Genomic DNA, 12,640 nt, shown 5'->3' on the forward strand with positions numbered 1-12,640 from the left:
CCAACGGGGAATGCCTATATCTTGATATTCCCTTGATGAATATCTTGATAGGAACCAGGAATATGGGTAACGCGCAGCTTATTTCCCAGGAATATGGGTAACACGGTCCCCCCTTGATCCTGTGTGATGGACGCTGCCGTTTTCTTTGACTTCGACGCCCAACGCCGCAAGCGCTGCGGCATCTATCAGGAGTTCCATCTTCGCCTTTCGTGCTGCGGATGGGTTTTTACTGCCCGTGTCAAATCCGACCCGCGCGCATATCCCCTCGAACGTCTCGTGTACGCTCGTGTGTGACAGGCAGTAGCGGGCAATGGCTTGGGACAGTCCATGCGTTAAGCTGACAATCGGTGCCAGCTTGTAGTGGATGTTCTGATCGTCCCTCAGCAGATACGTCATGGCCTTGCTAAACGTCACCTTGAGCATTGCGCGACGGTCGCTGTCACCACCATCATCGTCCCTATGGGCAAAGTTGCAGGTGCCGTGGGTAACGGGCTTGCTTGATGCTTCCTCGAAGAGGGCAATGATGCCTTCTGTCATGCGGTGGTGCTGTTTGCCGTCGTCCCAGATCATTTCAACGCGGGCCTGTCGCATGTCTTCCAGTAGTTTGTGGATGTAGTTGTAGGGGAGAGGTGTGCGCCCTGCGCTGATCGCCTTGCGAATCTGGTACGGGTCTACCAGCACGCTCAGTCGCCCACCGTCCTTGAAATGCTTTTTCTCACGATGCAACAGCAGCGCATCGAGCAGGTCACGGTGTCCCTGCCCCAGCTTACCACTGACCGTGATGCTGCCGAACGCGGTTTCGTGATGCCGCTTTACGATGGTCGCCGGACGGCGCGAGGGCTGGAACATCGGTAGCTGGCTCTCATGGGCCGTGGCGATGCGCGTGAGCTTCTTGGGCGCTGCGGCGTCTGCCGTTTTGTGATTAGAAAATCGCATCGTCGTCATCCCCCGGTTCCTCTGTGAATATCCCATGAACCACTTCGTCCATGCTCTGATGCCTGTCGGTGAGGCTGTCTCCGTTTTTGCCCGCGTAATAGGAGTTACCCATCGTCGCGCCCGGCGTGGGTGGTGGCGTGGGCTTGCTGTTGCCCCGTTTCTTGCCCTTTATCAACCTCTTTGCTGCCGCTGCCCGTTCGTCCCCCTCTGGATCGGTCTTTTCCTGCAATTTTGTGGGTAGGAGTACGCCGGTGCCTTCCTCGCGGCTGAACCAGCAAGGGTCCGTGGGTTGGGTGTAGTTGGGCTTGGCGCAGTTGAAGCAGATATACTTCCAAGCATTCTGGCTCTCAATGTCCTCGCCATCTGCCGTCTGCGCGTGCTCCGCATCCTCTACGGATAGCCGCTGGACATACCCCGCCCAGCGCGCGTTGTCGGTGATGGCCGATGCGCCACGTGCCGCATGCTGGCTTTTTCCATCGGCATTTTTCGCTACGTGATGCAGGAACAGCACCCCGGCGCCGGTGTCCCGTGCGATCCGGTCGAGGATGACCAATAGCCGCGACATTTCCGAATTGCTGTTCTCCTCATAGCTGTGGGCCTTGCTCAGGGTGTCCACGATAATGAGCCGGTATCCCCGGTACCGGGCGATGATCTCCGCTTCTTCGACTTCCACGTCCACGCGGGTGCCGACACAAGGCAGAATCGACAGGTTTTCGGGGTGCAGTCGCGCTCGCGCCGTCGGGTCCAGATGCTGGCCGATGGCAAACGTCCGGTGATGTACGATGTTTTGATGGTCTTCCAGCGATAGATAGGCGACCCTGCCCGTCGTCAGGCCCATCCCCAGCAGGTTTGCACCCGTGGCGATGTCAATGGCAAGTTGTAAGGCAAAGAAGCTCTTCCCCGTGGCACCCGCCGCCGTCAGGATGCCAACGGTCACCCGCACAAAACCGTATACGCCCAGAATGAAGTCCAAAGGTTCGGGGGGTGTTTCGACCATCCAGAGCGCGGAGACCGGCTGCACGCTCTGCAGCCCCGCCGCAGTCTTGGACTCGTGTTGCAGGGCTTCGGTGATGGCCTCGCGCAGGAAATATTCGCGCTCTGTGTCATAGCCCTCGTTGTTGTACCTGCCAATCCAGCCATCTTCGATCGCTGCCAGCCAGAGGGCGTGGCGTTCCGCCGTGGATGTATTGATAACCCGGCGGCGATTCCTGACGGCGATCTCGCCCATACGCATAATTTCCGCACAACGCTCAGGCGTGATGTAGCCTTTGGCAAACGCGCCGTGCAGGTCCAACGGTTTCCAGCTTTCTTTGTTCATGACAGGCCCCTCAAATCGATTCCTGTCACCTATAGGGATGTAGCGGACCTGATCTCTGGCTTGATGTTATGGTGACGTACACGTCAGCCGGACCGTGCGGGATATGGTCTGTTTGTCTGTTCATTGGGGTGAGGATGATGAGATACTCTGTTCTAGGGAATGTGGTTCCGCGCTCCAATTTCGCTCCACTGACTTTGTGTTTGGCCGTGTTTGAGCGGGTATGGGCGTGTATGAAAGTGCAATGATTTTAATAACTTATGATGCAACGCATTGATTAGAAAAGGGTCTTTTTGGGCCTTTTAAGCCGTGGGTCGAGGGTTCAAATCCCTCCGCTCCCACCATACTAGAGTCATTTTTCAGTTGAACCTTTGGTCTGCGGTCACATCCTCGGACAAAAAATCGCTCCAGAATCTGCGAGCGTTTCGTAGCTTGGGCGGTAATCCCTTGCAAAGCGCCAGATATGCACTAATCTTTCTTGTGTCGGTGGTATGGCTCCAAGCCTAGATGAGGCGCACAGTTCTCTCGCTTCTCTATAGATTGGCAGCCGCTGATACGCTGGGGTGTTGGGAAGTGCGATCAGGCCGGTTGCACCTGGAAGCAGGGACGGTTGATAACCTGGAGGGTTTTGATGGATTTGCTACAGTTTGCGCAGCAGGACCCACAACTACAGGTTTTTGTTGCAATAGCCGGGATTACTGCAGATGATCTTTGTTTGCTGCAGCAAGCTGCACCAAAAATAGTCCCGATTGTCCCAGAAATAGTGGATTTGTTACAAACCAATCTTTCGCAACGACCTGAAATTGCAGCCAAGCTCAGCCAGGCCTATGTCAACTATTCGGCACATCTTGCCCAATGGCTCATAGATCTTTTTTCCGGCCCGCATGATGAAAGTTTCTTGCGTCAACAAGAGAAATTGGGGGAAAGAAATGTTCAGCATAAAATTCCGCCTCTGTACAATGCCTTTGTGATGAGTTTTTTGCGCGCGGCATTGCCTCATTCCTTTGGTAAAAACGCAATTGCACGGGAGTTTCCAGACGGAGCCCTGACCGCCGCTACATTGCGCCTCCTTGATTTGTGTCAATACCTCACGGATCGGGCATATACTAGCCGTTTACTAGAGGTCACCGGGATCTCCAAGTCTCTCCTCGACCGATTGATGACCGTATGAATGATACAACTGATAAAATAGCCGCAAGTCTTGACCTCGTAGCCCGACAAGCGATTCTTGACGGCAAGGGTAATGTGCAAGCGTATGAATTGTTGGCGCGTGAAGAGTATAGTCCAACAGAAGACCCATTTTTAGCTTCAGCGCAAGTTTTGGTAAAGGTGTTTTCAATCTATCAGCTGGAGCAACTTCTGGATGGAAAAAAAGCATTCATAAATTTTACAAATAGCTTGTTTGATGAGAAAACATTAGAACTATTTCCTTGTGAGCGGGTAGTTCCTGAATTTACGATTACCGAAAACCCGGATCGCGACTTTCTTGGCAAAGTGCAATACCTGAAGCAAAGTGGGTTTCGGATAGCTCTCGATCGATTTTCTGGGCAAGTGTGGGAAGTTGCCCTTTTGCGTTGGGTAAACTACGTAAAGATCGATGTTAATTCTCTTGATGTGTCAGAAATTCAAAAACTATTGAAGCTTGTCCGCGCACAGAAATATGCCACCCGCATGCCCTTACTCATTGCTACACGCGTGGAGACGCGAGAGCAGGCAGATTTTTGTTTTGCCAATGGTTTCGACTGGAGTCAGGGGTATTTTTTTATGCGCCCACAGATCGTCTCCAGCCGTCATGTTGGCAATGATCAAAGAAATCTCTTTCAATTGTTAAACCTATTGTCTGGGGATGGCCCAATTGACGAGATTGAGGAGGGCTTTCGGCACGATCCAACCTTATCGTTTCAATTGCTGCGTTATCTCAATTCCGCAGGTATGCGGCGGGGCCGAGAAATTGACAGTATTCGCCAAGCGCTGCTCGTCCTGGGACGGGTACCCCTGCAACGTTGGCTTACCCTTCTGATGTTTACCAGTCAGGGGCCACGCAAACATTCCCTGCTGGCAATGGCAAGTAGTCGCGCGCGTCTTGCTGAGCTCCTACGCATGGAAAGTGCGCATCTGGAGCAGGCGCCAGAGGCTTTGCATCGGTCATTCCTGGTGGGAATGCTGTCTCTGATCGATGCTTTGTTCGACCAACCATTGGCGGAACTCTTGGGCGAACTGAAATTGCACCCTTCGGTCACTGCGGCATTACTGGAACGCGAAGGTGAGGACGGGGTATTGCTGCAGCTCTTAGAGAGTATAGAACAGGGGGACTACCAGGCGGTTCAGCAGTGGGCCAAGCATGCGGGCGTGCCGATCGCGAGTGTGAATCGTTTGGCTTTGGAAGCCATGGCGTGGACAGCGGCGTTACCACGCTAGTGGAAATTCCAGGTACGAATAATACGCAGGTTTTGTGGTGGGCTTTGCCACGCTGAGGGTAAGGGTGGAAACGGTGCGGCAGCAATCAAGATTTCCCGCACTGCCTGTGCAAGCGCACGGTTCTGCTCGCCCTGTACTATTTGGATGCGCAAGAGTTGCCCGGAAGCCGATATCGTGACAGCTACCACGATTTTTCCGATCGGGAGCTTTTGCGTCGTGAGCGGCGACTTGGCTAAGGTAAGAATGTGCTTTTGCCAGAGTAAGAGATAGGCAGCCAGTTCCTTTTGCTTGGCAGCAGTTGGTAGTGTTTCCGGACTCTGTTCGCTGCTTGCTAGCCCGGCGCCATGTGCCAAGCTCGGGATGTCGGTGGCCGGATGAAACTGGTTGAGCCGAGGCAGCGGCGCTAAAGTGATTTCAATACGAGAGTCATGCGCCCTTAGTGTTTTTTGCGTTTGGTATCTCTCGGGCAGGAGTACGGCGATAAAAAGCAAAAGGAGAGATCCCACGACTGCGGTAGCCGCCAGGAGCCAGGGGAAAAGTTGATCTAGATCAGCAGCACGTGGCAAAAATAGCCGACCCAGACGTAGAACCATACGAATGAGGCCGACTCTGAGCCAGAAAACGAGTAATCCCAACAGATCTCGAGTCATAGATCGACGATGATGGGAAGCCGCTGGGTTTACTGGAGCCAGTCACAAACCTCCAGCGCTGAATAGGTGATGATGCCATCGGCACCCGCACGTTTGATGGCAAGCAAGGATTCCACTACTGAGTTGCGCAAATCCAGATAGCCCGCCTGGGCGGCAGCGCGCAGCATGCTGTATTCCCCCGATACCTGATAGGCAAAGACCGGGAAATTACAGCGCTCGCGTACATCGCGAATCAGGTCCAGATAGGCCATGGCCGGTTTCACCATCACCATATCAGCACCTTCTTCCAGGTCTAGCGCCAGTTCGCGAAAGGCTTCGCGGCGATTAGCGGGGTCCATTTGATAGGCGCGGCGATCCCCAAAACTGGGAGCGCTGTCGGCGGCATCACGAAAGGGGCCGTAAAAGGCACTGGCGTATTTGATTGCATACGAGAGTATGGCGATGTTTTCGTGGCGCGCCGCGTCCAGGGCCTCGCGAATCGCCATTACCATGCCATCTACCATCCCCGATGGGGCGATGATGTCTACCCCCGCCTCGGCATAAGACAGGGCCTGCTGCTGCAGATTTTCCAGTGTGGCGTTGTCATCGCGATCGCCATGAGCGTCAAGCACGCCGCAGTGACCATGATCGGTATATTCGCAAAAACAGGCATCGGCGATGACCAGCAGCTCCGGAAAGCGCTCTTTGATGGCGCGGCTGGCGCGCTGCACCAGACCTTCACTTGCCCACGAGGCACTGCCAACTGCGTCTTTTGTGTGTGCCTCCAGTACGCCAAAGAGCAGCACTCCGGGGATGCCACGCGCAACGGCATCGCTACAGAGGCGCAGAGCGGAGTCGATGCTGTGTCGATAGACGCCGGGCATGCTGGAGATTTCGCTGCGGATGTCGTCGCCTTCCACCAGAAAGATTGGCAGCAGGAAGTCACTCGGGCGCAGATGGGTTTCCCGCAACAACGCACGCATGGCCACTTGCCGGCGCAGACGCCGCGGTTGATGTCGCGAACGACAGAAACTCATGCCGTTTTCTCCTGCTCTTGTGCCCATTCTTCCAGGGCAGTAATCAAACCAGCATTGCTGGCTTCGGGGGCGATCCAGGGCGCTGGCAGGCCTTTGCTCGTCACTGCCTCTGCGGTTAGCGGGCTGATGGCGATGATCGGCGTCTTCTTCAGCCAGCGTTGCCCGAGCCCGCCGACCATCTGATAAAAATTGTGAAAAATTTCTGGGCTGGTGACGGTAACGGCATCCAGCTCGCCACGCGCCCAGGCATGCAAGAGTGGTGTAGGATTGGCCCCGGGTACAACGCGCCGGTAGCAGAACACCTTCTCCACCGCAGCGCCGCGCTGGCTGAGGGTTTGCTCGATGAGCTCGCGGCCTTGGTCGCCAGCAAAGAGGGCAAACTGTTGTCCCGCGACTTCCTGCCATTCTGGGCTATCTAACAAACTCTCCGACCCCGCGCGCTTGGGGGCCAAGGTGGCCTCGATAGCAAATTCTGCCAGGGCCTTGGCGCTTTCCCGTCCTACCGCAGCAACCCGAAGTTTTTTCGGCCAATCCTGCTGCCCGCGACTCTGCCAGCGGCTCAGGGCAAAGTGCACGGCATTGCGGCTGGTGAATACCGCCCAGTCGAACTCGTTGATGCGATCCAGGGCATCATCCAGCGAATGCCAGGTATCCGGCGCGTCAATTTGCAAGGCGGGGAAGGCAATGGGCCGAGCGCCAAGGCGTTGCAACTCGGCAATCAATTCGGCGGATTGCTCCTTGGGACGGGTAACGACAATGCCCTTTTTCTGCAAACTTGCGCTCATGCTGGTTGTAACTCCTGTATAATTTTGCCCGCCCCCTGCTGTAGCAAATCTTCGGCGACCTTCTCGCCAAGCACGGAGGGATCCGTGCCAGAGCCGCGCGCGCGCAATACGGTTTTTCCATCAGGGCTAACCACTCGACCTTCCAGGTGCAAGCTTTCGTTTTCCCAATGCGCGAGGGCGGCGACCGGTAGTCGACAATCGCCGCCCAATTTGCGGTTCATGGCCCGTTCTGCGCGTACACAAAGACTGGTTTCCTGATGTGTGAGGGGTAGCACTAAAGCCCGGGTATTTTCATCGTCGGTACGGATTTCGATACCGATCGCCCCTTGTCCTACCGCGGGCAAGGAGTCCTCGACCGCAAAGAAACTGCGGATGCGTTCCTCCATGCCCAGACGCTTCAGTCCGGCCGCCGCAAGGATGATGGCGTCGTACTGGCCGCTGTCAAGCTTGGCCAAACGCGTCGCCACATTGCCGCGCAGATCCTCCACCTGTAGGTCAGGACGCCGGTGCAATAATTGCGCCCGCCGGCGCAGGCTCGAACTCCCGATCCGAGCGCCCTTCGGTAGTGCGATTTCATTTTCGTATTGGCTGGAAATAAAGGCATCGCGTACGTCTTCGCGCTCCAGGATCGCTGCCAGTTCCAGACCGTTAGGCTGCATGGCTGGAACGTCCTTCATGGAATGTACGGCAAGATCAACTTCGTGTGCCAGCAGCGCACTCTCGATCTCTTTGACGAAGAGACCTTTGCCGCCAATCTGGTGCAAAGGCGCCGCCAATTCCTGATCGCCCGTTGTGGTCATGGGTACCAATTCCACGGCCAAGAAGGGATCACGGGCAAGCAACAACCCACGCACATGCTCTGCCTGCCAAAGTGCTAGGGGGCTGGCCCGAGTACCAATGCGCAAAGGATTCATGGCGTAATTTCGTCGGCTGGCGGAAAACGCCCTCCACCTTAGCAGTGCCACTCCTCCTGTCAAGCGGTTACCGTGCAGACCCTGCATGTATCCTCATGGGTGTAGGCCTGGTTTCCGCTTGGCGTTGAGGCGCGGTAGACTAGCGGGTAAATTACGGTCAGAGAGAAAAGAAAATGGCAGGATTGCCCGAAATTGAATTATTCAAACAGAAATTGCAGCGGAATGTGCTGCGCAAAAAACTTGGGGCACTGCGTCTGCAGAATGCCAAGGGCGAGCAACTCGCCGAAGCTGGTGGGCTTGCGGAAGATGCCTTGCAAGGGAAAGAGATTTCCGATATCCACCGTTATGGTACGCAAATCTTCTGGGAGCTCGACCGGCGCGAGATTCTCGCCCTGCAGCTCGGGGGCGATTTGACCATGGAGCTTGAGCGCGGCGCTCCACCCGAAGAGGGATGCGAAAACCGTGCCGGTCTGGAGTTGGCGATCAATGCCCAGCTCCGCCTGCGCTTGCAGGGGACGCAATTGGGGACGCGACTGCGTTTGCTTGATGAGGGTAGTGATGTAGATTTTCTTACCAAACTCGGACCCGACCCATTGCTTGTCCCAGTGGAGGGGTTACGTCAGTTGCGCGAATCGTTGGCTCGGCGCCGCAGCGCGCTGCGCAATGTGCTGCTCGACGACAGCTTTGTGACGGGAATTGGCCCACTTTGGGCTGACGAGATCCTTTTTCAGGCGCGTTTGCGCCCGGATCGCACAGTTCCCAGCCTTAGCGAAGAAGAGCGTGATCGCTTTCTTGAACAGATCCCGCAAGTCTTGCATCGGGTTATGCGTTCCCAGGCGAAGACTCCCTTGTTACCGAAGACCTTCGTTACTCGCCACCGCGAGGATGGGCATTGCCCCTCCTGTGGCGGTGCCTTGGAGCAGCTCGCGGTAGGCGGCAAGACAGCGCTGTTCTGTCCTGCCTGTCAGGTGTAGGGCTCCCGCAAAAACAAATCCCAATTGGGAGAGGTGTCAGGGATGACGCCAAGGCAGGCCGCTGGCCTTCCAGCCCTCCAACTTTCCACGTTGCCCCTTTTCGTCGCCCTTACCGTCAAAGCCGCCGAGGATGTTGTAGGCGTGCCGATAACCTAGCTCGCTTAAGTGCTCGGCGGCCTCGGTAGAGCGACCCCCGGTGCGGCAAAGAAGCAGGAGCACATCATCTGGTTTGGTGACTGCCTGTATCTGCTGGTCAAAATCTGGATTGGGCGTCATACCGGGGTAAAGTTTCCACGGTACATGGCAGCAGCCCTCGACAAAACCCGAGAATTCCAATTCCGGGTGCGAACGCACGTCTACCAGTTTGGCCTTGGGATGTTCCCGCAGCACTGTATGCGCCTCTTCTGCTGTGAGGTCGCCAGCATGTTTTTTGCCTTGGACCCGCTGCGCCGCTCGCGTGAGAATCTCTTCAGTTTCCATAACGCCTCTCCTTGTACGCAATTAACGCATCTTACCGGAAAGCGGCAAGCAAGAACCATTTCTCATTGGGGCCGGTTTTCCGGCTGCATTATGCACGGTGCAACTTGCTCCCAAACCACACATAAAACGCCGGCACCACAAAGAGCGACACCAAAGACCCAAACCCCAAGCCGCTGACAATGACCAAACCCATAGAGAAGCGGGCATCGGCATTGCCGCCAGCGGCGAAGAGCAGCGGGACAGCCCCGGCGATCATAGCCGCCACGGTCATAAGGATGGGGCGCAGGCGCAGGGCGGCGGCTTCTACCACCGCCGTGCGTTTGTCCAGGCCGCGTTCCTGTTGCAACTGCCGGGCAAACTGGACGATCAGAATCCCCTGTTTCGCGATAAGGCCGATGAGCATCACCATCCCGACTTCGGAATAGATATTGATGCTGGACAGGCCCAGGGCAATGGGTAGCAGCGCCCCAAAGAGGGCCACCGGCACCGCCGTTAGCACCACCAAGGCATCGCGGAAGCCATTGAACTGCGCCGCCAGCAGCAGGAGCACCATGAGCAAGGCAAAGGCAAAAGTCACCAGCAGACTACTGCCCTGGGCCATGTACTGACGGGAGACACCCGCATAGTGGATGGCATCGCCGGCGGGCAGGTCGGCGTGGCTGCGCAAGAAGTCCAGCGCCTGACCCAGGGACACCCCCGGCGCCGGGTTGGCCTCGATGAACACCGCCGGCAACTGCTGGAATTGGGGTAAAAAGGTGGGTGCCGGCTCGGCCTTGAGGCTGACAAAGGTCGAGAGGGGCACCTGGGCACCGCTGGGGGTCTTGATGGTGTAATCCTTGAGAAAATCGGGATTGGCCCGCAGCGCCGGGGGTACCTGGGGCACCACGCGGTAACTCAGGCCATCCATGTCAAAGTAGTTGACGTAGTTGCCTCCCAACAGCGTCTCCAGGTTTTTGCCGATGTCGGCCATACTCAGGCCAAAACTCGCCGCCATCTCCCGGTTGATGACCACTTGCTGGATCTGATTGTTGTACTTCAGATTTTTGCAGACGAAGCTGAACAGACCGCTGGCCTTGGCCTGCTGAATGAGCTTGCGTGCCGTAGCATCCAGTTGCGGGTAACCGCCGCCGGTACTGGTGATGACAAACTGCACCGGCAGGCCGACGGCGGCCCCTGGCAAGGGCGGCAGACCAAAGGCCGACAACTTCATCCCCGGTACTTGTTCTGCCAGATTCTGAATTTTCGCCCGCACCTGCTGGGTGGTGACGGCGCCACGCTGGGGCTTGAGGACCAGACCGGCCATCACCTCATTGTTGAGCAGCATGCCGCCAATCCCCACCCCGTTGACTGCAAAGCTATGGCTGCCGGCGGGGATATGGTCGAACACCGATTGCGTCAGGTAACGGTCGTAGGCGTCCATGTACTCTAGGGTAGCGGTAGGTTGGGCGACGCCATTGACGTAGACGATGCCCTGATTGGCGGGCGGGGCCAGTTCGCTAGGGCTGATGGCCATGAGGGCAACAATGCCCAGGGTCAGGGCAAAGGCCAGGGTGACAATGGCGGGCCAGAAGCGCAGGCTGGCCGCCAGCCGCCGGCCATACCAGCCCTTGAGGCCATTGAACAGACGCTCAATGCGCAGGGCCATGCCGGTGGCGTGGCCGGGCTTCAGCACCCGCGACGCCAGCATGGGGGCCAGGGTCAGGGCGACAATCATGGACAGCAACACCGTGGCGACAATGGTAAAGGCAAACTCGCTGAATAAGTGCCCCACCAAGCCGCCGATGAAGGCCATGGGCGCAAACACCGCCATCAGGGTCGTCGCCATGACCAGGATCGGGCTGGCCAACTCGCGGGCGCTGACAATGGCCGCGTGCAGGGGCGTGGCCCCGTGCTCCATGTGGCGATGGACGTTTTCGACGACGATGATTGCGTCATCCACCACCAGGCCAATGGCCAGGACCATCGCCAATAGGGTCAACAAATTGAGGGTATAGCCCAGGCCGTGGACAATGCTCATGGCGCCGATCATGGCGGCGGGGATGGCCAGGGCCGGCACAATCAACGCCCGCCACGAGCCCATGAAAAAGTACACCACCAGGATCACGATCAGCAGCGCCAGACCAATGTCCACCAGAACCTCGTGTACCGAGTCCTGGACAAAGCTGGCACCATCATAGAGCACATAGCCCTGCATGCCGGCGGGCATTTCCCCCTTCAGGGTGTGCATCACCTTCTTCACCCCTGCCGCCACCTGCAGGGCGTTGCTACCGGGTGCCTGCATAATGCCCAGGTTCACCGCCGGCTTGCCGTCCACCAGCACCGACGAATCATAGGTCTGGGCGCCCAAGGAGACCTTGGCTACCTGATCCAGATGGACGGGTACGCCCTTTACCGTGGTCACTACCAGTTGCTGGAACTCCGCCACGGTATGCAAGGCGGTATTGGCACTCAGGGACACCGCCGTGTATTCCCCGCGCAGGCGGCCTACGGCAGCGACGAAGTCATTGGCCTTGAGCGCCGCCTGGACCTGGACCGGGGTTACCCCCAGCACCGACATCTCCTGGGGGTTGAGCCAGATGCGCATGGCAAAGGTGTTGCCGTTGGGGCCGGTACCCGGCGGCAGGATGGAGGTCACCCCTACCCCCGCCACGGTCTGGATGGCCGGCTGTACCACCCGCGTCAAATAGTCGGTAATCTGCTGCTGGTTGAAGCCCTTGCCATGAAAACTCAGGTACATTAGGTACGCCCCCGAGCCCGGCATCTCCTGCACCACCGGCTGCATAATGCCCGGTGGTAATTGGTTCAAGACCGTATTCACCTTACTCTGCACCTGGGCCAGGGCGGCGTTGGGGTTTTCGCCCATGCGCATATACAGGGTCAGGATCGACAGGCCATCCTCACTCACTGCCGTCATGTAGTTAATCCCCGGCACCTGGCCCACGGCCTTTTCCAGGGGGGCGGTGATGAAGGCGTTGACGGTCTTGGGGGTCGCCCCAAAATCGTGGGTGGTCACCGTCACCATGCTGCTGTTGGTGGGCGGATATTCGGTGATTGGCAACATCCCCAAAGAGCGCAGGCCAAAGAAAAACAGCGCCAGGGTCAGGGTAATGGCCAGCACCGGCCGACGGATGAAGGATTCGGTAATCTTCATG

Annotated in this window: 11 protein-coding genes; 3 read left to right on the forward strand and 8 right to left on the reverse strand. The window is 57.2% G+C overall.

The annotated features are described in order from the left end of the window. Window positions 1-78: 78 nt before the first annotated feature. Together AB4090_RS12650 and AB4090_RS12655 are read right to left on the reverse strand one after the other, a co-directional pair. Complete coding sequence (locus AB4090_RS12650) at window positions 79-945, reverse strand: hypothetical protein (protein WP_369574245.1); 867 nt, start codon at window positions 943-945, stop codon at window positions 79-81. Next, window positions 923-2,254, reverse strand: a complete 1,332-nt coding sequence (locus AB4090_RS12655) for a helicase RepA family protein (protein ID WP_369574246.1) — start codon at window positions 2,252-2,254, stop codon at window positions 923-925. The genes AB4090_RS12650 and AB4090_RS12655 overlap by 23 nt, the downstream gene beginning before the upstream one ends. A 628-nt stretch (window positions 2,255-2,882) precedes the next feature. On the opposite strand from AB4090_RS12655, the gene AB4090_RS12660 reads away from it, so the two are divergent. Next, the gene (locus AB4090_RS12660) at window positions 2,883-3,422 is read left to right on the forward strand and encodes a protoglobin domain-containing protein (RefSeq protein ID WP_369574247.1); all 540 of its coding nucleotides are present in this window, start codon (window positions 2,883-2,885) and stop codon (window positions 3,420-3,422) included. Continuing rightward, the gene (locus AB4090_RS12665) at window positions 3,419-4,669 is read left to right on the forward strand and encodes an EAL and HDOD domain-containing protein (protein WP_369574248.1); all 1,251 of its coding nucleotides are present in this window, start codon (window positions 3,419-3,421) and stop codon (window positions 4,667-4,669) included. Before AB4090_RS12660 ends, AB4090_RS12665 begins: the two co-directional genes overlap by 4 nt. On the opposite strand, the gene AB4090_RS12670 is transcribed toward AB4090_RS12665, so the two are convergent. The 4 genes from AB4090_RS12670 to hemC form a co-directional block, all read right to left on the reverse strand. After that, the gene (locus AB4090_RS12670) at window positions 4,666-5,262 is read right to left on the reverse strand and encodes a TonB family protein (protein ID WP_369574249.1); all 597 of its coding nucleotides are present in this window, start codon (window positions 5,260-5,262) and stop codon (window positions 4,666-4,668) included. The genes AB4090_RS12665 and AB4090_RS12670 overlap by 4 nt on opposite strands. An 86-nt stretch (window positions 5,263-5,348) precedes the next feature. Beyond that, on the reverse strand, window positions 5,349-6,335 hold the full coding sequence (gene hemB, locus AB4090_RS12675; protein ID WP_369574250.1) for a porphobilinogen synthase: 987 nt from the start codon (window positions 6,333-6,335) through the stop codon (window positions 5,349-5,351). Further along, complete coding sequence (locus AB4090_RS12680; RefSeq protein WP_369574251.1) at window positions 6,332-7,120, reverse strand: uroporphyrinogen-III synthase; 789 nt, start codon at window positions 7,118-7,120, stop codon at window positions 6,332-6,334. The genes hemB and AB4090_RS12680 overlap by 4 nt, the downstream gene beginning before the upstream one ends. Beyond that, complete coding sequence (hemC, locus tag AB4090_RS12685) at window positions 7,117-8,034, reverse strand: hydroxymethylbilane synthase (protein WP_369574252.1); 918 nt, start codon at window positions 8,032-8,034, stop codon at window positions 7,117-7,119. The genes AB4090_RS12680 and hemC overlap by 4 nt, the downstream gene beginning before the upstream one ends. A gap of 173 nt (window positions 8,035-8,207) precedes the next feature. Here hemC and AB4090_RS12690 point away from each other — a divergent pair, with 173 nt between their 5' ends. Next, window positions 8,208-9,008 (forward strand): DNA-formamidopyrimidine glycosylase family protein, encoded by an 801-nt coding sequence (locus tag AB4090_RS12690; RefSeq protein ID WP_369574253.1) that lies wholly within the window; start codon window positions 8,208-8,210, stop codon window positions 9,006-9,008. A 36-nt stretch (window positions 9,009-9,044) separates the two neighbouring features. On the opposite strand, the gene AB4090_RS12695 is transcribed toward AB4090_RS12690, so the two are convergent. Both AB4090_RS12695 and AB4090_RS12700 read right to left on the reverse strand, forming a co-directional pair. Beyond that, on the reverse strand, window positions 9,045-9,488 hold the full coding sequence (locus tag AB4090_RS12695) for a rhodanese-like domain-containing protein (RefSeq protein WP_369574254.1): 444 nt from the start codon (window positions 9,486-9,488) through the stop codon (window positions 9,045-9,047). A gap of 88 nt (window positions 9,489-9,576) precedes the next feature. Further along, window positions 9,577-12,639, reverse strand: coding sequence for an efflux RND transporter permease subunit (locus AB4090_RS12700; protein WP_369574255.1), 3,063 nt, complete (start codon window positions 12,637-12,639; stop codon window positions 9,577-9,579). Window position 12,640 lies beyond the last annotated feature (1 nt).

The organism is Acidithiobacillus sp. IBUN Pt1247-S3 (assembly GCF_041146875.1).
Lineage (GTDB): Bacteria > Pseudomonadota > Gammaproteobacteria > Acidithiobacillales > Acidithiobacillaceae > Igneacidithiobacillus.

Bases quoted from the DNA above. Each gene is read 5' to 3' on its own strand.
- AB4090_RS12660 (WP_369574247.1), top strand. From the start codon at position 2,883: ATGGATTTGCTACAGTTTGCGCAGCAGGACCCACAACTACAGGTTTTT.
- hemC (WP_369574252.1), bottom strand. From the start codon at position 8,034: ATGAATCCTTTGCGCATTGGTACTCGGGCCAGCCCCCTAGCACTTTGG.
- AB4090_RS12700 (WP_369574255.1), bottom strand. From the start codon at position 12,639: ATGAAGATTACCGAATCCTTCATCCGTCGGCCGGTGCTGGCCATTACC.
- AB4090_RS12655 (WP_369574246.1), bottom strand. From the start codon at position 2,254: ATGAACAAAGAAAGCTGGAAACCGTTGGACCTGCACGGCGCGTTTGCC.
- AB4090_RS12690 (WP_369574253.1), top strand. From the start codon at position 8,208: ATGGCAGGATTGCCCGAAATTGAATTATTCAAACAGAAATTGCAGCGG.
- AB4090_RS12650 (WP_369574245.1), bottom strand. From the start codon at position 945: ATGACGACGATGCGATTTTCTAATCACAAAACGGCAGACGCCGCAGCG.
- AB4090_RS12670 (WP_369574249.1), bottom strand. From the start codon at position 5,262: ATGGTTCTACGTCTGGGTCGGCTATTTTTGCCACGTGCTGCTGATCTA.
- hemB (WP_369574250.1), bottom strand. From the start codon at position 6,335: ATGAGTTTCTGTCGTTCGCGACATCAACCGCGGCGTCTGCGCCGGCAA.
- AB4090_RS12695 (WP_369574254.1), bottom strand. From the start codon at position 9,488: ATGGAAACTGAAGAGATTCTCACGCGAGCGGCGCAGCGGGTCCAAGGC.
- AB4090_RS12680 (WP_369574251.1), bottom strand. From the start codon at position 7,120: ATGAGCGCAAGTTTGCAGAAAAAGGGCATTGTCGTTACCCGTCCCAAG.
- AB4090_RS12665 (WP_369574248.1), top strand. From the start codon at position 3,419: ATGAATGATACAACTGATAAAATAGCCGCAAGTCTTGACCTCGTAGCC.